Source organism: Chryseobacterium sp. G0162, from assembly GCF_003815715.1.
Taxonomy (GTDB): Bacteria; Bacteroidota; Bacteroidia; order Flavobacteriales; family Weeksellaceae; genus Chryseobacterium.
In genome coordinates this window covers 976,487-997,458 of record NZ_CP033922.1, presented here as the reverse complement: position 1 = coordinate 997,458, position 20,972 = coordinate 976,487, and the positions used below count along the sequence as shown (strand labels likewise).

Sequence of the window (20,972 nt, the reverse complement as noted above, 5' to 3'; positions counted from 1 at the left end):
CAGTTGTAGCTTCCCACTATATATTACTTATTGCTCATTATTTATGATTTCCTCATATAGTTTTTCTCTTATTTCAACCAGAATTTTGGTGGTTTTTTCCAGATCAGGGCTTTCAGGAAGATGAGAAGCGTAATGATGATGCTCAATGGATTGAATAAGATTTTCAGCCTTTTGCATTACTGCTTCATACGACCAATTTCCGGCTTTGATATCTAGCAGTTCATCCCGGTTCTCTACACGGGTTTTAAGAAATTGGGTTCTAAAAATCTGTTCACATGACTGCAATAAACGGATGGTGTGCATCATATTTTTGCTGTCGTAGTTCTGCCCATGCGTTTGGTTAACATTGTATCGGTCTTCATTGCGTTCTTCTACCCACTTCCAATATTCTCTATAGTCTTTGCAGTATGTAGAGTAAGCATCCAGGTTACAAAACAGATAAGCATCAGGCTTTTCATCCTTGGGAACAGAAGATACTGAAACCTGATTCGCTTCTTCATGCTGGATAATTCCTTTATAACCCAATATTTGAGAGTCATCATAAAATAACGCAAACATTCCTTTGGTATGGTCAATATTTGTTAAACCACATCTTTCCTGAACTTTTCCGTTTTCCAACAACCATCTTTTCAAAGGAAGAGAACCTTGTCCGTCAAGAATAAAGCAGAAGTCAAGAACGGATTTTCTTTCTTTGTCAATAGGATTCAGTATCTTTTTGTTAAGACCTTTTGATTTTTTAATCTGGGAAATGGCATATCCGGCAAAGGTGTCCTTACATAATTTAGAGAGGAAATCCTCAGGTTTAAGCAGATCCATCAACGGATCTTTATGAAGAATACAATTCTCAGGACTTGCCAAAACCTCCAGAATATTAGGGTTATTCTTTTGCAACAGTTCCACAAACCTTCCGATCTCATAATAAGTAATATCATTCGTCTCATTGGAAATCTGCGGAATGTAGTTCAGCCCGAAGAAATCTTCCTTCGGTAAGTAGTACACTCCGCGGATATCCGTATCCGAAGTTTCCGTTGCCAGCCCGAAAGCACGGCTTCCGGAGATGGCTTCGAAGAGGAGGAGGTTGTGCGTTTTTAGGTCTTGGATGGTCATGATAATTTATTTTTTATTTAATATTTCCCTAAAAACCCTCTCCATCTCCTTCTTATCAGCATTTCCACCTTTCAAATCCTTAGACTTTTCCTCATTCTCAGCTATCGTTTTCTCTAAAAACTCAAATAATTCCCAATCATTCGGGTGATAATAAGCTTCTCCTTTGGTAGCTTTTAGGGTTACTAGGTCTTCTATTTTGGTTTTCGTTTTATCATCAACTAAAACAAGTAATTCACTGAACAACACTGGTGGAACCGTTCCTTTCTCTATGATCCATTTTCCGGTTAAGGCAGTTCGCAGACAATAAAAATAACTTTTTAATTTTACTTCATCAGCTCTGCAGGCTTCCAGATATTTTTTACTCATGCTTAAATAATGATATGAAACTGCTACCGGTGAAAAGCAGGCATCAGCCAATGGTTTGAAAAGCTCTACAAACTTTGTATTTTCTGTATAAACGATAGGAGAGTAGAACCAGCTCAGTAAAGCGGCATTTGATTTCAGCAAAAGATGAAAGGTTTTCCTAAGATCCCATCCGGAACCATCCAGGTCATCTTCGGTCATAAATTCTATCGTTTCATCCTTACCCCAAGGCGAAAGATACCAGTCTTTTTCATGCCGGTATATAAAACGTATATCATAATCACTGTCCGGAGAGGCAAAACCCCACGCTCTGCTTCCGGATTCAACGGCAAGAAGGACTTTTACCCCTCGTGTCGCTTCTACTTCTTTTATTTTTTCTAGTATTTTTGGTGTCATTGTTTTCAATTTTATACTGCAAAGTAAAGTGGATTGTGCGCAATGTTATTACGTAGTTGTTTTGAGTTTGAGAATGGTAGGGTTTGAGAGTAGGAGTGTTCTGGAGTGCTAAGTTCAAGGTTTAAGGTTTAAGGTTGGTGGGCATTGAATAGGCTCATTATCTAAAATCCGGGATTTTTGTCTTTCATCTCTTCGTCTATTTTCTATTTTCTCACCAATACCTCCTTGAGCCATTACCCAAAATACTCCTTATTTCACTAATATTGCATTTTCTCTATTTAACATAACTACTTTATATCCATGTTGACAACCGAACTACAGCATAAAATTGATTTCAAGACCAAACCTTTAGGTGCATTAGGACATCTGGAATACCTTGCCCACAAAATAGGAATGGTTCAAAATACCACGTCGCCTCAACTTACAAATCCTCATCTGGTGGTTTTTGCAGCAGATCATGGAATTGCAAAGGCAGGTGTAAGTGCCTATCCACAAGAAGTTACGTATCAAATGGTGATGAATTTCTTAGGCGGTGGAGCAGCGATCAATGTCTTTTGTAAACAACATAATATTGAAATCAAGATTGTAGATGCAGGAGTCAATTTTGATTTTCCGGAAGGATTGGAGTTAATCGATCATAAAGTCAGAAAATCCAGCCGTAATATCCTGGAGGAACCTGCCATGACTTCTGAAGAATATCAACAGGCTTTACAGAATGGAAGCGCAGTAGTGGCAGATATTGCTAAAACAGGCTGTAATATCATTGGCTTTGGTGAAATGGGAATCGGAAATACTTCCGCTTCTTCTCTGATGATGAGTCAATTGTTTGATCTTCCTATTGTAAGTTGTATTGGACGTGGCACAGGACTGAACGATGACCAGTTTCTGAATAAAATCAATATTTTATCAGCTGCCATAGAGAAATATCCGGATAGTAGAACTCCGGACGAAATTGCGCAGACTTTTGGCGGACTGGAAATTGTGCAAATGGTTGGTGCTATGGAAGAAGCTTTCCATCAGAATATGTTGATTATGGTAGACGGATTTATTGCTACCGTTGCAGTAGCCACCGCATGGAGAAAGAATCCTGATATTCTGAATAACTGTATATTCTGTCATGTAAGTGATGAGAATGCGCATCTCCAGCTTTTGGAATTATTGGGACAGAAAGCTTTACTCAATCTTAATTTACGCCTGGGCGAAGGAACGGGCTGCGCATTAGCTTATCCAATTATTCAAAGTGCCGTAAATTTCCTGAATGAAATGTCCAGTTTTGAAGATGCTCATGTTTCAAATAAAGAATAAATGAAGACCTTAAAGAATGAATTGATCTACTTTGCAACGGCTCTGATGTTCTTCACCAGAATTCCCGTTCCGTTTACCATTCCGTATTCCGGTGAGATCATGAATAAATCCCAGAAGTATTTTGCGTGGATCGGACTTTTGGTAGGGTTGATTAATGCAGGGATTTTATATCTTTCTTATCAGCTTTTTAACCTGGAAATAGGAATTGTTCTGATGATGATTAGCAGTGTTTTGCTTACAGGAGCCTTTCATGAAGATGGCTTTACAGATATGTGTGACAGTTTTGGAGGTGGATATGGAAAGGAAAAAATTCTTACCATTATGAAAGACAGTAGAGTAGGAGCTTACGGAACCATCGGAATTATTTTATTGTTTGCTTTAAAATTTCTCAGTATTCAGGCCTTGGTAGCTATGGATCTGTTAAAGACCCTGGGAATTATCGTCCTGGCACATACTTCAAGCCGTTTTATTTCCGGAACGATGATTTACACTCATCAGTATGTGACGGATATTGACGTAAGCAAATCAAAACCTCTGGCCAATAAACCTTTGGATGGAATGGCTCTGTTGGTAAGTTTTATCGGGGTTGTAATTTCTTTTGCTTTGATTCCGGACTGGCGCTTGATATTGGCTTTTGCATTGGCTTATTTTGGAAAGATCTGCATGGGATGGTATTTTAAAAAACATATCGGCGGCTATACCGGAGATTGTTTAGGAGCTGTACAGCAGGTTACTGAAGTTTTATTGTATTTAGGAACAATGATCGTATGGAAATTCATCTGATTCGTCATACTGCGGTAGATAATCCGGAAAATCTGTGTTATGGATTTGCCGAAATGCCTTTACGAAAGGAGTATTCGGATGATTTTAAAAACTTAAATCTGGATAACGGTTTTGAGCTGGTAATTTCAAGTCCGGCACAACGTTGCTGCCTTTTGGCTGAACATTTTAAGTTTAAGTTTTCAACTGATGAAAGGATTCGGGAGATGAATTTTGGAAATTGGGAATTAAAAAAATGGACAGAGATTCCTGAGGAAGAAATTAATCCCTGGTATAAAGATTTTATTAATATAAAAGCTTCAGGGGGCGAAAACCTTATTGAAATGCAGACCCGCGTTATCAGTTTTTGGAACGAATTGGTTGCTAAAAAAGATATTGGAAAAGTCCTGATTATTGCTCATGCAGGGGTCATCCGTCTGATTCTTCAGGCTGTACTGCAGTTCCCGCTAGAGAATATATTTAAGATTCAGATCGGATACGGAAAGAAAGTAATTATTCAGGAAAATGATGGACATCTTTCTATTGTAAGTATAAATGTATGATAAGCAATTAGTTTTAGAATAAATCTGTGTTATCTGCAAAATTTGCGAGAGTAAAAATCTATGACATCTGCGCGAAATAAAAAGCTCCCACAGATCACACAAATGTTTATGCTTAAGAAAATCTGTTCAGTCTTTGAGAGATAAAATCATCTGTTAAAAGAAAAAACGCCATTCAAAATTTTGAACAGCGTATTTTTATTTAAAGACTTTAATAAAACTATCTTTTTCAAGCGTTTCCAGTGAAAAATCAAAATCAGCTTCCGCTTTTTCTGTGGTAATCTCTGCTCCAAGCTCTTTTATAAGCTCATTGAAAGACATCGCTTCATACCATTGTTGATATAATGCACTGGTTGCCATCATAGACACTTCATTATTTCCGGAAACATGAGAGTGCCCTGCTCCGAAATTCAACAATACGAAACATTGCTTTCCACCTTTTGGTAAAAGAATTCCCAGAATCGTTTGTTTCTGAACCGAGTTACATCTGGCCTCAGCAAAGAGATTATTCGGATTCATCATATAGTCATAGGAAATTTGATCTCCTTTTCCGATGACAATTTTATACCCACAATTTGCATCTCCGCTGAAGACATTATTCATGACAAGCGTTGGGGTGCTTAAGCCTTTATCGGCATAAAGATATTCAACAGCACCGTTGGGAGCAGAAGTCATATCTCCGGAATACATCAATTGTCCTTCACCATAATTATAAGCTGCATTCCAACCTATTTTTCCGGAAATATTCAATCCTGAAAGGTCAAGGTCACGAGCACCCCATCTATCTTCCCAATAAATACCAACAGCCAGTCTATCCCCATAGAAACGGGTTCCGGTAGGAATATTCCCAACAAACATTTTTTCAGAAGTTGGTAATGCAAACTCTACATTCTCAGGGAAATAGAATTTCTTTCCGGAAAAGCTTTCATATTTCAGTTTCAGAAAATCTAAAATAAAATCATAGTTGAATTGATTCACATAAGTTTCCTTACCCTTTTTAACCCACGATTTTCCATTTCTGATTCTATACACAAAAGTATCCTGACCATACATTCTTGAGTGGCATGCTGACAATGCTTTGAATAAGGCAAATGGTGTTGCATTTTCTAACCAATGCCAATCGGTGGCTTCTAATAATGTATGAGTAGCATCATTCAATGGGTTTGAAATTAATGGCTTATGACAAACTTTAGATAGCTTCGAAATTTTATTAATTGTTTTCGGAGCCCTGTTTTTATAAGCAAGAAATAATGGTTTAAATCTGTTGAAAATTTCTCCCAGTTTTTCCAGTCCGAAGTTTTCGAACAGATATGCTGGATTAAATTTGCTTTGTTTAATTAAGCCAATCAATTCATCGTTTTTAATTAAAAGCGTTGTTTGAGTGGTTTTATAAATCACATAACGGAAAAACTCAACAGGATGTTCTGGATAGATCTCATATAAATCGGCTATTTTTATAATAGCTTCCTTATTTCTGATATTTTCTGTTCCTGTAAAATCATAATCAAGCTCTTCTGTAAGGATATATAAAAGATCATTGATTGTTTCTTCTTTTAAAGCAATTCCGGATCTCAGCAGAGAAAGGCACTTTTCCTGCATTTCTTCTACAGTATAAGCTTTGATCACTTTAAAAATCATCTTCACATCAGGAACATTCAGTATTTCCTGAGGAATATAGATTTCACTCTGGAAATTACTTCCATAGGTTGAAATATAATGCTGAATCTGTTCAAAAAATAACTCAATTCTGGATGTATTTTTTATTTTCTCCCAGGATTTATGAAAAGTTTTATTCAGATCATTTCCATTCAGTTTTTCCTTTGCATAATAAGAGATGATCTCTTTTTTAGCCCAAAGAGCATCAGATTCAATAATGAAACCTTCATTGGAAATAAATGGCGTTTCATCTGATTTTTTAGCCAATACAGCATTGAATAATTGTAATGTTTTCATTGTTTTAAGTTTAAAAAATAAGTGAGGAGTAGGTTCATTAAAAGTGAAGTGTATAGGAACTCCTTTTACCTATAGTTTATAAAAAGCGGGGAGTAATTTATCCAAAAAATAGAGGAACCCCCTTTGCCTTGTATTTTGAAAAAGCGGAAAGTAAATCAGGAAATATAGGAACTTTCTTTGCCTTACATTTTTTAAAGTATGAAATGACAGATACGGGTATATACCATTTCATTCTATTGAGGAGCAGACAGGACTCGAACCTGTGACACACAATTGGGATTCATAGGAACTTTATATGCCTGTAGCGAAAAGTAATTTTGTTGCTCTAACCATCTGAGCTACTGCCCCTGCCGTTATGAAAAGTTTTCATGAACCTTACAGGCTTTTACCCCGGTAAGGTTTTATTATTAGTTTTTTGACAACCTTATAGGTTTCTAAAACCTATAAGGTTTATATTGAGTCATATTAAATAAGAAATTATGCCTTTCTATATTTCTTCTTTTTCTTCCATGGTGCATTCTTCTGAACATCACCTGCCATGATACATCCATAAGGCATCACTTCATCCAATACTTCACAAAGTCCGTATTCCTCAATCTGTGCTCTTACATTCGCTGCACTTTTATAAGCAGTTGGTAATTCGGAAATATCAATTTCATTCGAATAGAATCGGATATCCAGTCCTGCCGTTTCCTCTTTGAAGATCTCTTCAGTGGTTTTATGAGCCAAAGACTTTTTATGCTGGCTTCTGCTGAAATTTCTTCCCGCTCCGTGTGGGGCAAAACCAAGGTTTCTTTCATTGGTTTTTCCCTGAACGATCAATACCGGTTCTGCCATATTCAATGGAATCAGTCTTGGTCCTGTGATATCAGGCATAAATTTATCATCCAGAGGAGTTGCTCCTTTAGCATGATAGAAAAGGTCACCATCCTTGAAAACAAAATTATGTTCATTCCAATATCTGTCTTCTTTTTCAATTCCTATTTTATTTAAAACAGCATCGTGAATATTGGTATGGTTTTCCTTCGTCCATGTTCTTATCAGCTGAAGGGCTTCCCAATAAGATTTTCCTTCCTCGGTATCATAAGGGATCCATGCGTTTTCTTTTAATGTTTCAGGAGAAATATCCTGTCTGAAACGGTTGGCAACCTTCATTCCTTTATCATATAATGCAGCTCCCGGTGCTCTGGAACCGTGATGGGTTACCATCATTGTATTTCCCGTATTTTTAGAAATTCCAACAAATAAGAAATGATTTCCGTCTCCCTGTGTTCCCATATGAGAACGGGCAATACTGATTAATTTTTCATCATTTAAGAATGCATTTTCTCTGAAAGCATCCATCAGCTCCTGAGACATTGGCATCTGTTCCCCTCTTGGTCTTCCTCCATATCCAAAATGGGTCACAGAATGAGCAGCATCCAGAATATCTTTAGGATTAACCTTTCCAAAATCAGTCAGCATTACAGAACAACAGATATCTGCGCTATGAAACCCTGGATGAATGGCATTTTTTGCCACCACTACACCTCCAACAGGAATCTGACCTTCAGGACCTGTAGGACAGGCATCAGGCATCAAAGCTCCGGCTGTTAGTGTAGGTGTTTTCATCAGCACTTTCATCGTTTTGATTACTTTTTCTACATTGTCAGTCTCATTTTCATGTTCAGCTCTGATATTTATAATAAACTCAGGAGCGGTTTCTTGAAGCGGAATAAGTTCAGGTTGTTTGAACTGTTCCAGATATTCTTTGATCTGAATTTCATCCAGATGATTTTCATTAATATAAATAATGGCATCTTTAAACCATTTAGCAGGTCTATATCCCAATTCGATTAAGTGATTTCCATTAAATTCCATTGTTATGTCATTTTGTTGATGCAAAGTAAATACCCTATTGCGCAATAGTTTTGCGTAGATAAAATATTTTTGATTATTTTTACAAAAAATTTTAAAAAGACCAATTCAATGATTTTAAAATTAGCGTATTGGCTTATGTAAAGAAAATTAAACTTACAACTATGATGTTATTAGAACAATTAAAGCATTTTCCGGAAACCGTTCAATTCAATGATGTGATTGCTCATATAGATGCGAATTACGATTTTACACCTACAGCATTCAAAAACGGAAATACAAGAAATGAAGAAGGACAGAATAACGGATCATGTAAAATATTTGGTTTTGCATCTTACCATGGGCTGTCTAAAGAAGAAACACTTCCTCTTTTCGGAGAGTTTTATAGAGAAGATGTTCTTAAAAATCCTGATGGAACAGATCATCAGAATATCAGAAACTTCATGGAATTCGGATGGGACGGATTGATCTTTGAAGGAAATCCGCTGACAGAGAAATAGTTTTTTAGACGAAAAAGAATAATCATGTCATCTAATAAAAACGCTCTGATCCGTTATAAAACATTAGATAAATGTCTTAAAAACAAATACCGGAAATATACTTTGGAAGACCTTATTGATGAGTGTTCCGAGGCGTTATTTGAATTTGAGGGTAAAGAATCTTTTATAAGCAAAAGGACGATTCAGCTGGATCTTCAGAATATGCGGAGTGAAAAATTCGGGTATGAAGCTCCCATTGAAGTATATGAAAGAAAATATTACCGATACAGTGATCCCGAGTATAGCATCCATAATATTTCTGTGAACGAAAGCGATCTGAAGGCGATGAATAATGCTGTTCAGATCCTGAAACAGTTCAAAGATTTCTCCATGTTTAAAGAAATGAATGGTGTGATCCAGAAGCTGGAAGACTCTATTCATTCTACCAGCCAGAAATCAATTATTCATTTGGATAAAAACGAACAGCTGAAAGGGTTGGAGCATATTGATATTCTGTATGAAGGTATTCTCAATAAAAAGGTACTTCAAATTTTATATAAAAGTTTTACTGCAAGGGAGTCCAATATGTACACCGTTCATCCACAGTTATTAAAAGAATACAACAACCGTTGGTTTTTGATCTGTCTTTATAAACAGAAAATGTATAACCTGGCTTTGGACAGAATGGAAAATATAGAAATTGATGAAAAATCCTCTTATATTGATAAAGATCTGGATGGCGATGAATATTTTAAAGACATTGTAGGGGTTACCGTTGCAGAATCAATAGTTCCCAAAAATGTCACTTTCTTTGTAGATGCTGCTAATGCTCCTTATGTAAAAACAAAACCATTGCATAAAAGCCAGGAAATTGTCAGCGAGACCAACGAAGGAACTGTTTTTAAAATCTGTGTACAGATCAACTATGAATTAGAAAGGCTATTACTGGGATTTGGAGACTCTCTGGTTGTCCATAAACCTCAAAAGTTAAGATTGAGGATGGAGGAAAAATTTAAGGCAGGAAGCAAAAATTATCAGGAGTTGGTAATTCCCGAAAAAAAATAATTTTATATAGGTTTAATGGGATTGTATATCAATTAATGCTGTTATTTTTAAATTGATGATTCATTAAAAATATACCACATATTTCTATATTGGCTTGGAAATTGTAGTGATTAGGTACAAAATCACCCTATGAAATCAAGAATATTTAAAGCACTTATTGCCATTATAGCACCTATAGCGATAGAGTATATCGTTAAAAAAATATCTGAGAAACTTGATAAAAAAGAAGATCAGAAAGGGAAAGAACCTAAGCAGATTACTGCTTAAACGTAAAAGTAGTTTAAAATTTAAAATTATTGAAAAGAGACTATCATATGGGATGGTCTCTTTTTTTATGGTTACATAGAGCTGGGTCTATTTAGATAAAATCATAAACCCCGTTTTTCCATCCCAATACTTTGGAAGAATCGGCCTTTAACCAGTTTTTAAGAATGGTCGCGTATACTTTTCTGAAATCTTCAGTGTAGATGAGGTCACCTTCCTTCAAATTCTGTAAATCAGGAAGACTATTCAATAATCCTTTCTTTTTAAGGTTTCCGCTGATGAAGAACATCTGGTTGGCTGTTCCGTGATCCGTTCCATTGCTGGCATTTTGAGCTACGCGCCGACCAAACTCAGAGAAGGTCATCAAAAGAATATTATTAAAGAGTCCATTACTTTTCATATCAGCAACAAAAGATTTCACTGCTTCATTAATATCACCGAATAGTTTTTTCTGTCTGTCATTCTGATTCACATGCGTATCAAAACTACCAATAGAAAGATAGTAGACCTGAGTGTTGATATCTGATTTAATTAAGGAGGCTACTGTTTTGAAATCCTTTCCCAGCTGAGAATTAGGATAAATCTGATCCGTTTTTTTAGCTTTACTTTGATCAAAAATATAGCCCGCATTATTAATGGTGGAACCTAAAGTCTGATAAAGATAGGAAACGGTTTCATCATCGTGATGATGGTCATACAATGATTTGAAATATTTTTCCTGGCTGGTCTGATATAATCTTTTAGGATCTTTAAAGGCAAAAGCTTTATTGTTTTGTCCCTTCAGGGCAAGGCTGAGCATGTCATCTACTTCCAGTGCCTGAGTAGGATGTTCACAACGGTAGCATTCCTCATCCAGGAAGCGGCCCAGCCATCCGGTATCCAGGAATTCATCACTTCTGCTTGCAGATTGCCAGATATCCATACTGCGGAAATGAGACTTGTCCGGATTGGGATAGCCTACATTATTCATCACAGAAAGCTCTCCATTATCAAAAAGCTCTTTAAAATAAGATAGAGAAGGATTGATCCCTGCTTCATCCGTCAGAGATAAAGAGTCCTGAACAGCCAGTGTTTTTCTTTCTCTGAAATAGATGTCATTTTTGGCAGGAATAATCGTATTCAAACCATCATTTCCACCTGTAAACTGAAGAACCACCAGTATATTTTGGTTTGGATTTAAGGCTTCATCCAGCGTCATAGCCTTCAGGAAATTAGGCATTAAGAACGATGCTGTAGCGAGTGAACTTATTTTGAGGAATTCTCTTCTTTTGATTAACATAGTGTTGGATTTAGTGGATGGGTTGCAAATGAATAGGGTATATACATTACATTAACTGATATTCCGGAGTTGACATCAGATTAATAATGGTCATTTTCGTGCTTTTATCGGAAAAATTATTCACGGTATTCATGTCCAGACTTTGGGTGTTTTGAATTAGATAATCTTCACAGTTTTTATGGGTGAAAATCTGATCTACACGGTTCCAGTCTATAGTGATATTGGGATTTTTAAAGCTTTTGTTCAAAGCTGTTTCTTTAGATTTCATTCCCATATCAATGTCATCATCCTGTCTTGGACTGTATTCCAATGGGCGTAGTCCCGACCAGATCTGTGGTACCTGAAGTCTCAGCATCAGTGTAGAGCTATCAATCCAGGACCTTCCATTGGGCCATCCTGCAACATTAGGTGGATAGAGCAGCATTTGTCCTAATAGCTTTTGATAGATGATGAGGTTTTCAGGATTCTGAATATGCATGGGAAGCATCCGCATCATCCCTGCCATCAGTTCTATGGGGGATTTTATCCTGTTTCCGATATTTTTCTGATCGTAAAACCATGAGCTTGAAAAAATATCCGTCATCAGCTTTTTTATATCATAGCCGGAATTGTAGAAGCTTATACTCAAAGTGTTCACAATATTCTGGTCTACATTTTCATTGACAAAAAACTTATAGATTTTGGCTGTGATAAATGTTGCGGTCGCTTTTTGTTCTAGAATGATATTTAAAGCATCAGTTCCGTCAAAATTACCTGTTTTTCCTAAAAAGTTTTTGGTTCCCTCGTCATGCTGATTTTTTCTTTCCTTAAAGTTTCCTTCTTTATCATAGCTCCATCCCGTAAATGCTCTTGCTCCTTCTCTCACATCTTTTTCCGTATAGTTTCCTCTTCCCATGGTAAAAAGTTCCATGACTTCCCTTGCAAAATTTTCATTCGGATGATCTTTTTTATTTTGCTGATTATTCAGGAAATTGAGCATGGCTGGAGACTGGCTTACTTCAAAAAGCAGATCCTTGAAGTTACCTAATGCATTTTTCCGGATGGTATTTAATAATTGTCGATTGAATTTTGGGTTAAGAACTCTTGACGCAAAATGTCCATGCCAGAAAAAAGCCATTTTTTCTTTCATTTGTTCCTGGCTGTTCACCATTTTATCCAGAAAATTGAGATTCAACTCTTCGTTTTGTGCTCTATAGATTCTTTGCATTTCCTTCTTTTTTTCCGCAGGAACCGTACTGTTCATATAGTCTGTCGTAGGATCTATATCTGGTGTATCATAAGAGACTTCTGTAAAATTTCCTTCTTTAAATAATTCATTAATGAGCGTTTTAGTGTTTTTATTTTTCAAATCGTCGATTTGATTAATTCCAACGCCGAAGCCTGAACGCCAAAAGAGATGTTTGTTTTTTAATAATGAATCTGCCATGGTGAGAACATTTATTTTTTTGATGTTTTTGATGAAAAAAGGTTAAAATGATAACGAGTTAAGGATTGTTAATATTTCTTTCCGATCATTTCAAATTACTTTTCAGAGTCTTTTTTTTGTAATTTTAATACACAGAAAGACTAAATAATAAGCCGAATTACGGATACTTTCAAAGGCAAAAAAACTAGTACTAAAAAAACTACAAATAAAATAATTATGAAAAAATATTATTTAACCCCTGAATTTTCCCAAAGAATTCAGGGAATGCAGCAAATGATTGCTGCCGCAGGGATCAAAATAAGTTTTGAAACCCTTGAAGATCTTAAAATGCTTCGACAAATGGAAGAGGCTTCTGCAGGAGAACCCATGCAGATGGAAGGGGTAAGCTTTTATGATAGGTTCATTCCAGGGCCGATAGGTGATATGAAAGTTAGAATTTATAAACCGGATCAGCCTGCTTCTGAACGTCCTGCTTTTTTACTTTATCATGGAGGGGGAACGGTAATTGGTGGTCTTAATACGGAACATGCGAGGGCATTGCATCTCAGTAAGGGGTGTGGTGCTGTAGGAATAAGCGTAGACTATCATTTGGCACCAGAATATCCGGCACCGGCAGGACAGGAAGATTGTTATGCAGCTTTAAAATGGGTGAATGATCATGCGGATGAACTCAACATCAATTCTAAATATATAGGAATCACAGGAGGTAGTGGAGGAGGAATGCTTACCCTGTCTGTTGCCCAGATGGCCAGAGATAGAAAAGAGGTAACTCCGTTTATCCAGATTCCTCTTTATCCCAATACCGATGATAGGGAGCAGGATAAATTTCAGAGCCGCATTCATGGAGAAGATACCTATATTATCAACCGCGGGAATATAACGCATGTGATGAAGCATATACTAGGAGATAAGCTCAATAACCCACCAAAATATGTCATTCCTAACCGGATGGAAGATCTGTCTGGTCTATGCAGGTCTTGTTTTGTCCTTAGTCAGAATGATCCGATGATTGATGAACAGATGGATTATATACAAAAACTTCTAAGAGCTGAGGTCGTTACAGAAGTTCATCTGATGCCGGGCATTACCCATGCTTTTGACGGAGTCGGATGGGACACAGAAATCACAACTGATATCCTGGATATTATTTGTAAAGCTTTTACCAGAGCAATAAAGGAGAGTGAAAGTGTTTAAATGAATGGATTGGATAATCTAATTGAGGAGTTATTGTCGTTTTTTGTATTCTTTTTTGATAATTTTTGTTAAACAAACATTTAAATTTTGTTAAAAATAAAGTATTGATATTCATTATTTTATGGTTTTTTTGAGTGTTAAAATCAAAAGAAAAGCCTTGCTTGGCATGATTTTTACATCCTCTTGTTTAGTAAAATTTAAAAATTAGAGTTATGAAAATGTTTAAACAAGCAATATTGCTGGCTGGAATTTTAACAGCAGGTATAGCAAGCGCACAGAGTTCACAAATGAATAATATGATTAAAGTGGGTGCGAATGTTGGTTTAGCAGTTCCCGCAGATAACCTTTCTGCTGCAGTAGGGGTAGATGTATCTTATCAAAACCTGATTACACCTGGATTTGGATTAGGTATCGCATCTGGATATACTCACTATTTTGGAAAAGAAAACAATGGGTATAAAAATAATGATGTAGGCGTAGTTCCTGTAGCAGCTTTAATCAGAATTTACCCTAAACAAACAGGTTTCTATTTCGGAACTGATTTAGGATACGGATTCTTAGTTGGAGACAAAACGGTTGCTTCTAACACGAATGTTGAAAGAGCAAGCGGAGGTTTCTACCTTAAACCGGAAATCGGATACCACAACAGAGACTGGAATTTCTTCGTACAATACCAAAAGGTTTTTGTAGGAACTAAAGGAGATCTAGCTGGTCAGGACTATAATGTGGGGAATATCGGAGTAGGATTCGGTTATAATATTCCATTAGGAAAGTAGTTAGATTTAATATATAAACAATTATTAACCAAAACCTTTTCACGAAAGTGGAAAGGTTTTTTTGTTCTGTGCAGGATTTACGAAAACAATTATTATATTTGGTAAAATTTGAGGTTATGATTCTGAATCCAAAATTTCCACTTTATTTACCAGGAGTAGAGAACAGTAATAATGATAATGTTTCTATCATTGGAGCAAGTCTTCGTGAAGATATGACAATCTTAGGCTATTTTGTTTCCGGTAACGGAGGTCTTGAGATTAAAGTACAAAATACATATTCTACCAAGCAATATGCTTCTTTTAATGACATCTTAAAGAAATTTATTGAAGATAATCAGTTGGAGAATGTAAAACGTCTGGGAATGGCTGTGCCAGGACCTGTAATTGACGGAAAAAGTAGCCCGGCAAGATTAGGCTGGAACTTAGATGTTGAAGAATACAAAAGAGATTTCGGTTTTGAAAAAGTAGAGATGCTGAATGACCTGGAAGCTTCTGCTTATGGGATGGCTCTTCTTGAAGATGATGATCTTGAAGCCATTTATACCAGCGGTCATCTTGAAAAAGGGAACGTAGCGATTCTTGCTCCAGGAAATGGACTGGGAGAAGCTGGGTATTTCTTTGACGGGAAAAATTTAAGACCTTTCGCAACAGAAGGTGGGCATTCTGAATTCTCACCAAGAACGAATGTGGAAGTTGAGTTTTATCAGTTCCTTAATAATATCTATGGGATTGTAAGCTGGGAAAATGTATTATCAAAATCTGGATTATTCAATATTTACAGATTTCTGAGAGATGTAAAAAGACATCCGGAGCCTGAATGGCTGGGAGAGCGCCTTGCTAACGGTAATTTCGTTGAAGAGCTTTACAAAGCGGCAGTAGAAGATAACGTATTAATATGTAAAATTGCGCTGGATACTTTCCTTGAGTTCCTGGCAAGAGAAGCTAATAACTTAACGTTAAAGGTAAAAGCTACCGGAGGGCTTCTGATTGCAGGGGATATTCCTCAGATGGTAAGAGAATATATTGATAAAGCCAAGTTCTACGAAAAATTCAAGATCAGTGACAAAATGGAAGGAATGCTTAGAAATATTCCGATTTACCTGGTCAAACAAAATCATACAGCATTGAAAGGTATGGCACTCTATACAGCCTACTATCAAGAATAATAAAAAGCTCCGAAGAAATTCGGAGTTTTTTTATGGGATGATATTATTCATAAAAATAATTGATATTCTTGATATACATCAATGAAATCTATCAAATAAGTTGGCTACCTTTGTTAAACTTAATTAAAATAATTCTAAACAATGAAAAAAATATTTTTATTAGCAGTATTAGCTGGTGGTTTAGCTTTCGGACAGTCCAAAAAAGTAGTAGCATCTGATGTTCACTGGTGGGGATATAAAGTTGCAAAATCTGAAGCAAGTTCTCACGATGGAACTGTGAAAGTAAAATCAGGTGATATGGTAATGAAAGGGAACCAGCTTGTAGGAGGAAACTTCGTATTGGATATGACTTCTATTAATGCTACGGATGTTTCAGGTGATTCTCAACAAAAATTGAACGGACACCTTAAAAATGGTGATTTCTTTGAAGTTGAAAAATTCCCTACTGCTAGTTTTACCATTACAGGAGTAAAGAAAAACAACGATAAAATTTACAACTCTTTAGTAACCGGAAATCTTACGGTAAAAGGAAAAACAAACGCAATTACTTTCCCTGCAAAAATTGCTTACAGTAAAGGAGTTGTAAGCTTAGTTTCAAACAAATTCTCTTTCGACAGACAGAAGTTTGACGTTTCTTACAAGTCTTCTATGCAGGATGTATTTTTGAAAGATGACATCGATATGCTTGTTAAGGTAACTGCTCAATAAATTAATCAAAAAAAGATTATTAAAAGTGTAGAAGTTCTACACTTTTTTTTATTTTTGTTGAATTGTAAATAAAAAAGAATGAAAAGATTACTATTGTTTGCTGTGGTGTGCGCAAGTATATCATTTGTTTCTGCCCAGAGAAAATTTGATAAGGTTTCGAAAGTGACTTCATCAGAGATCAGGTGGTGGGGATATAAGGTTGTAAAAACTGAGGCTTCCTCCCATTCAGGAACGGTAAAATTAAAAAGTGGAAAATTCAACTTCGATCATACTGTACTGGTAGATGGTGAGTTCATCATAGATATGAGAAGTATGATGGCGGGTGACGTTTCTGATGAAGATCAGATCAAACTTACCAATGATCTGAAAAGTACCAACTTCTTTGAAGTAAAGAAATTTCCGGTTGCGAAGTTCCACCTGACTAAAATTATTCCATTAGCAAACAGTGAGTATAACTCTACCGTATACGGTGACCTTACCCTTAAAGGAGTAAGAAAAACAATTTCTTTCCCTGCGAACGTGTATGTCACTCAGTTTACAACATCTATTGAATCTGCGAAGTTCTCTCTGAACAGAAGAGATTTCAAGGTATTCTACCAGTCTTCTCTGAAAGATTACTTCATCAAGAACGAAATGGATATTCAGTTCAAAGTATCTACTGAAAAGCTGGATAACGAAAATAGAGTTCCTGCAAAGAAGAAATAAAATTAAATAATGTTGATAAAAAGAGCGGTTCCCTGGAACTGCTTTTTTTGTGTAATAGTTTGAGGATTAGTGGAGTCAAATCTCTAATGTATAAAATTAGTCTCTAAAGGAGTGTTTAAAATGATAATGGTTTTGTCAATCAATTTTTTTAATCCTAATAGTAGCTTTTTTTATAAATTAGTAGGATGAAAATTTATGTTGTAAGCGGTCTTGGAGCAGACTTCAAGGTACTTGAAAGATTACAGTTTCCTAAAGATTGTGAACTCATTTTTATTGACTGGCTCATTCCGGAAAAAAATGAACCTTTTCATGCTTATGTGGAAAGAATGGCAGAAAAAGTAGATTCTTCAGAGCCATTTTATCTGTTGGGATATTCTTTTGGAGGTATTATGGTGCAGGAGATCAATCGTTTGAAGCCCGCTGAGAAAGTCATCATTTTGGGAAGCATAAAATCTGATAAGGAAAAATCAAAATTTATAAAGACAGGAGAAATAACTAAAATCCCTAGACTATTACCCGTAGGGCTATTTAACACAAGGGCAGCCAATGTATATGCTGTTCTCAGAAAGTTGTTTGATCCAAAGAATCCAAGAGTTCTTCAATATTTCAGGGTAAGAGATCCTTATTATCTGAAATGGTCTGTAGAAAAGGTTGCTGAATGGAAATTTGAAGAAAATCCAAAAGTGATTCAGATTCTGGGAGACAAGGATATTGTTTTTCCCATTCGAAATTCAAAGCCTGATTACATAATCAAAGGAGGAACTCATCTGTTTCCGGCGACAAAAGCAAAAGAAGTTTCTAAAATTCTGAATGAAATATTTAGTTAAAAAGTAATAATATTATTTTTTGAATAGTTTTTTATGGGGTATATTTTTAATTAAATATATTTTTATAAGATTTATGTGTAATTTTGATAGGGTTAAATATAAATTTTATGAAAATAGGTTTTAAATGGATCGTTTCATTCTCTATGATAGCATTGGTTGCCATTGGAGGTTTGTTCTGGCATCCGGCTACAGATATTTCCGGTAAGGGCGCATTTTTAACTGAAGATAAAATTGTAGGAGCAGATGTAGCCTGGATTCTGGCAGCAGCAGGACTTGTATTATTAATGACACCGGGATTATCCTTCTTTTATGGAGGAATGGTAGGTAAAAAGAATGTAATTTCTACGATGCTGCAAAGCTTTATTGCTTTAGGAGTGATCTCTATCGTATGGGTGGTGGTTGGTTTTTCATTATCCTTTGGTGAATCTTTGGGGATTACCATTGCCGGGAAACATTATGGAATCATTGGAAATCCTTTAAGCTATCCCTTTTTTAATGGAGTGGGAAGTCTGCCACATCGCATGATGGCACCTACTATTCCTTTTATTCTGTTTGCTTTATTCCAGATGAAATTTGCTGTGATTACCCCTGCCATTATTACAGGGTCTTTTGCGGAGAGGGTTCGCTTCATTTCTTACCTTTTATTCATTGTTCTGTTCAGTATTTGTATTTATACTCCGCTATGCCATATGGTTTGGCATCCTGATGGCCTTTTAAATAAATATTTCGGAGTGAAAGATTTTGCCGGTGGAACTGTTGTACACATGAGTGCAGGTTTTGCAGCACTCGCAGGAGCTTTGGTATTGGGAAAACGGAAAAATCCGCATCATGAACCTTCCAATATTCCTTATGTGCTTCTGGGAACAGGAATGTTGTGGTTTGGATGGTTTGGGTTCAATGCAGGATCTGCTTTAAGTGCTTCTGCGTCTGCAGCAACAGCTTTTGGAACAACCACCATTGCTTCGGCTTCTGCCATGATGACCTGGATCTTTTTTGACAGGATTAACGGGAGAAGTGTATCTTCTTTGGGAGCCTGTATCGGTGCAGTGGTTGGGCTTGTAGCGATAACACCCGGATGCGGATTTGTCAGCATTCAGGAGAGTCTTTTTATAGGGTTTATTTCTGCCATTGTTTCTAACCTGATGGTCAACTGGAAAGCTTTAAATAAGGTAGATGATACCCTGGATGTTTTTGCCTGTCATGGAGTAGGTGGTATTATGGGAATGATTCTGACTGCTATTTTTGCTCATGGTGAGAACGCCAGTCTTCTTCATGGAGGAGTTGATGTATTTCTTCATCATCTGGCTGCATTATTTCTGGTGTCTGTATTTACTTTTTTCGGGTCTTTATTGTTGTATAAAGTGACCAATGCGATGATTACATTAAGGGTTTCGGAGGATTCTGAAAATATGGGGTTAGATCTTTCCCAACACCGGGAGCGTTTTAATTAATAGATAAAAACTAGAGCCTTCAGGAGACCCTAGTTGAAAAGTAGTGTCTTATTCAATAGAGTGAATGGCCTTAAAGATTTCATTTTTTGAATTTTCAAAAATTTCACCACCAAATTCTTCATTATCCAATGAAAAGGTAGTAACGTCTGTAACTCCCATAATCCCTAAAATATGTTTCAGATAGGTAGTCTGAAAATTGATGTGTCCGTTTTTTTCATTTTCACCATATCCAGTGTCACCACGCGTTGATAATAGAAAAGCTTTTTTGTTTTCCAGCAGCCCCGCATAATCACCATCAGGAACTCCGGATCTGAATTTCCAGGTTTCATTAATTCTCATTATCTGATCGATATAGGCTTTTAATCCTGCTGGAATAGACCAGTTGTACATTGGAGTTCCTATTACATATATGTCATGTTCTTTGAGTTCTTTTACCAGCTCATCGCTTAACTGTAAGGCTTTATGGTTTTCTTCTGTTCTGTCTGAGGGCTTTTTAAAGGCACCGGCAATCCAGCGTTCATCTATATTAGGAATACTGTCAATTCCGGTTTCTCTATGAGTGAATGTATCGGATGGATATTTCGTTTTCCAGTTTTCAACAAAAAGTTGGGTTAATTTTCTGCTGTAAGATCTTCCGTTTCTTACACTTGCATTGATAATCAGTACTTTCATTTGTTATGATTTTATAACCACAAAATTCATGATTATTCATTGGGAAAAAATTGATCTAGTTCAAGAGGATTTATTTTTTTTCCTGATCCTGCTTATAAATTCCGCAGATACTCCTAAGTAGGATGCTATTAAATATTGAGGAACTCTGGAGGCCACATCCGGATAGGTATCCAGGAAATCATAATATTTCTGTTCGGCTTTATACATGTGATTAAAAACAATTCTTTTCTCAAGAGTTCCCAAATAACCTTCTAAAATAATCCTGAAATATTTTTCCAAAGAGGGAATTTGTTCCAGCATTTTTTGAAAAGAGAGATGACTGATCTGTAGGAGTGTTGTTTTTTCAACTGCCTGTATGTTGTAAATGGATGTTTTTTGTTTGGAGAAACTGGAGATATCGGTAGCCCACCAATGGTCAATTGCTAAAAAGAGGATCTCTTCATTTCCATTTTCAGAATTGATACAAAAAGCCTTTAAAACCCCTGAAATAATATAGCTGTCATGCCGACAGATCTCTCCATTTCTTAAAAGAGATTCCCCTTTTTCCAACGTTCTTTCTGTCCAAAAACTTTTACAAAGGGAAATCTCTTCCGGACTAAGCTTAACATGCTCTGTAATGCTTTTAATTAATGTTTCCATTCAAAATAATTTAAAGAGAAC

General features: G+C 36.2%; 21 protein-coding genes and 1 tRNA gene. 13 read left to right on the top strand and 9 right to left on the bottom strand.

What is annotated here, in order from left to right; all coding sequences use genetic code 11:
• Positions 1-27 precede the first annotated feature (27 nt).
• Both EG344_RS04580 and EG344_RS04575 read right to left on the bottom strand, forming a co-directional pair.
• Positions 28-1,107, bottom strand: a complete 1,080-nt coding sequence (locus tag EG344_RS04580) for a DNA polymerase beta superfamily protein (RefSeq protein ID WP_123908526.1) — start codon at positions 1,105-1,107, stop codon at positions 28-30.
• Between the two features lie 6 nt (positions 1,108-1,113).
• Positions 1,114-1,866, bottom strand: coding sequence for a DNA polymerase beta superfamily protein (locus EG344_RS04575; RefSeq protein WP_123908525.1), 753 nt, complete (start codon positions 1,864-1,866; stop codon positions 1,114-1,116).
• Positions 1,867-2,166: 300 nt separating this feature from the next.
• Between EG344_RS04575 and cobT the strand changes: the two genes are divergently transcribed.
• The 3 genes from cobT to EG344_RS04560 are packed head-to-tail and all read left to right on the top strand — an operon-like array spanning position 2,167 to position 4,493.
• Entirely contained in the window at positions 2,167-3,171 is a 1,005-nt protein-coding gene (gene cobT / locus EG344_RS04570; protein WP_123908524.1) for a nicotinate-nucleotide--dimethylbenzimidazole phosphoribosyltransferase, read from the top strand.
• On the top strand, positions 3,172-3,954 hold the full coding sequence (locus tag EG344_RS04565; RefSeq protein ID WP_123908523.1) for an adenosylcobinamide-GDP ribazoletransferase: 783 nt from the start codon (positions 3,172-3,174) through the stop codon (positions 3,952-3,954). It abuts the gene before it with no gap.
• Positions 3,939-4,493, top strand: a complete 555-nt coding sequence (locus EG344_RS04560) for a histidine phosphatase family protein (protein ID WP_123908522.1) — start codon at positions 3,939-3,941, stop codon at positions 4,491-4,493. The genes EG344_RS04565 and EG344_RS04560 overlap by 16 nt, the downstream gene beginning before the upstream one ends.
• A 195-nt stretch (positions 4,494-4,688) precedes the next feature.
• Here the strand turns inward: EG344_RS04560 and EG344_RS04555 are convergent, their stop codons facing one another.
• The 3 genes from EG344_RS04555 to EG344_RS04550 form a co-directional block, all read right to left on the bottom strand.
• A complete protein-coding gene (locus EG344_RS04555) occupies positions 4,689-6,443 on the bottom strand; it encodes a hypothetical protein (RefSeq protein WP_123908521.1) in 1,755 nt (584 codons plus the stop codon).
• A gap of 239 nt (positions 6,444-6,682) precedes the next feature.
• Positions 6,683-6,791, bottom strand: a tRNA-OTHER gene (locus EG344_RS23765).
• A gap of 129 nt (positions 6,792-6,920) precedes the next feature.
• Positions 6,921-8,303 (bottom strand): RtcB family protein, encoded by a 1,383-nt coding sequence (locus EG344_RS04550; RefSeq protein WP_123908520.1) that lies wholly within the window; start codon positions 8,301-8,303, stop codon positions 6,921-6,923.
• 164 nt (positions 8,304-8,467) lie between these two features.
• On the opposite strand from EG344_RS04550, the gene EG344_RS04545 reads away from it, so the two are divergent.
• The 3 genes from EG344_RS04545 to EG344_RS23760 all read left to right on the top strand — a co-directional run bounded on the left by EG344_RS04545 (position 8,468) and on the right by EG344_RS23760 (position 10,111).
• Positions 8,468-8,800, top strand: coding sequence for a HopJ type III effector protein (locus EG344_RS04545; RefSeq protein WP_123860678.1), 333 nt, complete (start codon positions 8,468-8,470; stop codon positions 8,798-8,800).
• Between the two features lie 24 nt (positions 8,801-8,824).
• Positions 8,825-9,844 carry a helix-turn-helix transcriptional regulator gene (locus EG344_RS04540; protein WP_123908519.1) on the top strand — a complete coding sequence of 340 codons (1,020 nt, stop codon included), beginning with the start codon at positions 8,825-8,827 and terminating at the stop codon, positions 9,842-9,844.
• 129 nt (positions 9,845-9,973) lie between these two features.
• Positions 9,974-10,111 carry a hypothetical protein gene (locus EG344_RS23760; protein ID WP_164464387.1) on the top strand — a complete coding sequence of 46 codons (138 nt, stop codon included), beginning with the start codon at positions 9,974-9,976 and terminating at the stop codon, positions 10,109-10,111.
• A gap of 91 nt (positions 10,112-10,202) precedes the next feature.
• Here EG344_RS23760 and EG344_RS04535 read toward each other — a convergent pair whose 3' ends face one another.
• Together EG344_RS04535 and EG344_RS04530 are read right to left on the bottom strand one after the other, a co-directional pair.
• Complete coding sequence (locus EG344_RS04535; protein WP_123908518.1) at positions 10,203-11,387, bottom strand: DUF1501 domain-containing protein; 1,185 nt, start codon at positions 11,385-11,387, stop codon at positions 10,203-10,205.
• A gap of 46 nt (positions 11,388-11,433) precedes the next feature.
• Complete coding sequence (locus tag EG344_RS04530; protein WP_123908517.1) at positions 11,434-12,813, bottom strand: DUF1800 family protein; 1,380 nt, start codon at positions 12,811-12,813, stop codon at positions 11,434-11,436.
• 216 nt (positions 12,814-13,029) lie between these two features.
• Between EG344_RS04530 and EG344_RS04525 the strand changes: the two genes are divergently transcribed.
• The 7 genes from EG344_RS04525 (at position 13,030) to EG344_RS04495 (ending at position 19,640) form a co-directional block, all read left to right on the top strand.
• Positions 13,030-14,007: an alpha/beta hydrolase fold domain-containing protein gene (locus tag EG344_RS04525; protein ID WP_123908516.1), complete on the top strand. Its 978-nt coding sequence runs from the start codon at positions 13,030-13,032 to the stop codon at positions 14,005-14,007.
• Positions 14,008-14,219: 212 nt separating this feature from the next.
• Positions 14,220-14,783 (top strand): hypothetical protein, encoded by a 564-nt coding sequence (locus EG344_RS04520; RefSeq protein WP_123908515.1) that lies wholly within the window; start codon positions 14,220-14,222, stop codon positions 14,781-14,783.
• Positions 14,784-14,899: 116 nt separating this feature from the next.
• The gene (locus EG344_RS04515) at positions 14,900-15,949 is read left to right on the top strand and encodes a glucokinase (protein WP_123908514.1); all 1,050 of its coding nucleotides are present in this window, start codon (positions 14,900-14,902) and stop codon (positions 15,947-15,949) included.
• A gap of 141 nt (positions 15,950-16,090) precedes the next feature.
• Positions 16,091-16,657 (top strand): YceI family protein, encoded by a 567-nt coding sequence (locus tag EG344_RS04510; RefSeq protein WP_123908513.1) that lies wholly within the window; start codon positions 16,091-16,093, stop codon positions 16,655-16,657.
• A gap of 78 nt (positions 16,658-16,735) precedes the next feature.
• Positions 16,736-17,362: a YceI family protein gene (locus tag EG344_RS04505; RefSeq protein WP_123908512.1), complete on the top strand. Its 627-nt coding sequence runs from the start codon at positions 16,736-16,738 to the stop codon at positions 17,360-17,362.
• A gap of 185 nt (positions 17,363-17,547) precedes the next feature.
• The gene (locus EG344_RS04500) at positions 17,548-18,189 is read left to right on the top strand and encodes an alpha/beta hydrolase (protein WP_123908511.1); all 642 of its coding nucleotides are present in this window, start codon (positions 17,548-17,550) and stop codon (positions 18,187-18,189) included.
• 107 nt (positions 18,190-18,296) lie between these two features.
• Positions 18,297-19,640, top strand: coding sequence for an ammonium transporter (locus EG344_RS04495; protein WP_123908510.1), 1,344 nt, complete (start codon positions 18,297-18,299; stop codon positions 19,638-19,640).
• A 48-nt stretch (positions 19,641-19,688) separates the two neighbouring features.
• On the opposite strand, the gene EG344_RS04490 is transcribed toward EG344_RS04495, so the two are convergent.
• Both EG344_RS04490 and EG344_RS04485 read right to left on the bottom strand, forming a co-directional pair.
• Positions 19,689-20,312: an FMN-dependent NADH-azoreductase gene (locus EG344_RS04490; RefSeq protein ID WP_123908509.1), complete on the bottom strand. Its 624-nt coding sequence runs from the start codon at positions 20,310-20,312 to the stop codon at positions 19,689-19,691.
• Between the two features lie 60 nt (positions 20,313-20,372).
• Positions 20,373-20,951 (bottom strand): Crp/Fnr family transcriptional regulator, encoded by a 579-nt coding sequence (locus tag EG344_RS04485; protein WP_123908508.1) that lies wholly within the window; start codon positions 20,949-20,951, stop codon positions 20,373-20,375.
• Positions 20,952-20,972 lie beyond the last annotated feature (21 nt).

Coding starts and splice junctions, on each gene's coding strand:
- EG344_RS04550 (WP_123908520.1), bottom strand. CDS start 8,303: ATGGAATTTAATGGAAATCACTTAATCGAATTGGGATATAGACCTGCT.
- EG344_RS04490 (WP_123908509.1), bottom strand. CDS start 20,312: ATGAAAGTACTGATTATCAATGCAAGTGTAAGAAACGGAAGATCTTAC.
- EG344_RS04560 (WP_123908522.1), top strand. CDS start 3,939: ATGGAAATTCATCTGATTCGTCATACTGCGGTAGATAATCCGGAAAAT.
- EG344_RS04505 (WP_123908512.1), top strand. CDS start 16,736: ATGAAAAGATTACTATTGTTTGCTGTGGTGTGCGCAAGTATATCATTT.
- EG344_RS04530 (WP_123908517.1), bottom strand. CDS start 12,813: ATGGCAGATTCATTATTAAAAAACAAACATCTCTTTTGGCGTTCAGGC.
- EG344_RS04555 (WP_123908521.1), bottom strand. CDS start 6,443: ATGAAAACATTACAATTATTCAATGCTGTATTGGCTAAAAAATCAGAT.
- EG344_RS04525 (WP_123908516.1), top strand. CDS start 13,030: ATGAAAAAATATTATTTAACCCCTGAATTTTCCCAAAGAATTCAGGGA.
- EG344_RS04520 (WP_123908515.1), top strand. CDS start 14,220: ATGAAAATGTTTAAACAAGCAATATTGCTGGCTGGAATTTTAACAGCA.
- EG344_RS04565 (WP_123908523.1), top strand. CDS start 3,172: ATGAAGACCTTAAAGAATGAATTGATCTACTTTGCAACGGCTCTGATG.
- EG344_RS04485 (WP_123908508.1), bottom strand. CDS start 20,951: ATGGAAACATTAATTAAAAGCATTACAGAGCATGTTAAGCTTAGTCCG.
- EG344_RS04575 (WP_123908525.1), bottom strand. CDS start 1,866: ATGACACCAAAAATACTAGAAAAAATAAAAGAAGTAGAAGCGACACGA.
- EG344_RS04500 (WP_123908511.1), top strand. CDS start 17,548: ATGAAAATTTATGTTGTAAGCGGTCTTGGAGCAGACTTCAAGGTACTT.
- EG344_RS04540 (WP_123908519.1), top strand. CDS start 8,825: ATGTCATCTAATAAAAACGCTCTGATCCGTTATAAAACATTAGATAAA.
- EG344_RS04495 (WP_123908510.1), top strand. CDS start 18,297: ATGAAAATAGGTTTTAAATGGATCGTTTCATTCTCTATGATAGCATTG.
- EG344_RS04535 (WP_123908518.1), bottom strand. CDS start 11,387: ATGTTAATCAAAAGAAGAGAATTCCTCAAAATAAGTTCACTCGCTACA.
- EG344_RS04510 (WP_123908513.1), top strand. CDS start 16,091: ATGAAAAAAATATTTTTATTAGCAGTATTAGCTGGTGGTTTAGCTTTC.
- EG344_RS23760 (WP_164464387.1), top strand. CDS start 9,974: ATGAAATCAAGAATATTTAAAGCACTTATTGCCATTATAGCACCTATA.
- cobT (WP_123908524.1), top strand. CDS start 2,167: ATGTTGACAACCGAACTACAGCATAAAATTGATTTCAAGACCAAACCT.
- EG344_RS04515 (WP_123908514.1), top strand. CDS start 14,900: ATGATTCTGAATCCAAAATTTCCACTTTATTTACCAGGAGTAGAGAAC.
- EG344_RS04545 (WP_123860678.1), top strand. CDS start 8,468: ATGTTATTAGAACAATTAAAGCATTTTCCGGAAACCGTTCAATTCAAT.
- EG344_RS04580 (WP_123908526.1), bottom strand. CDS start 1,107: ATGACCATCCAAGACCTAAAAACGCACAACCTCCTCCTCTTCGAAGCC.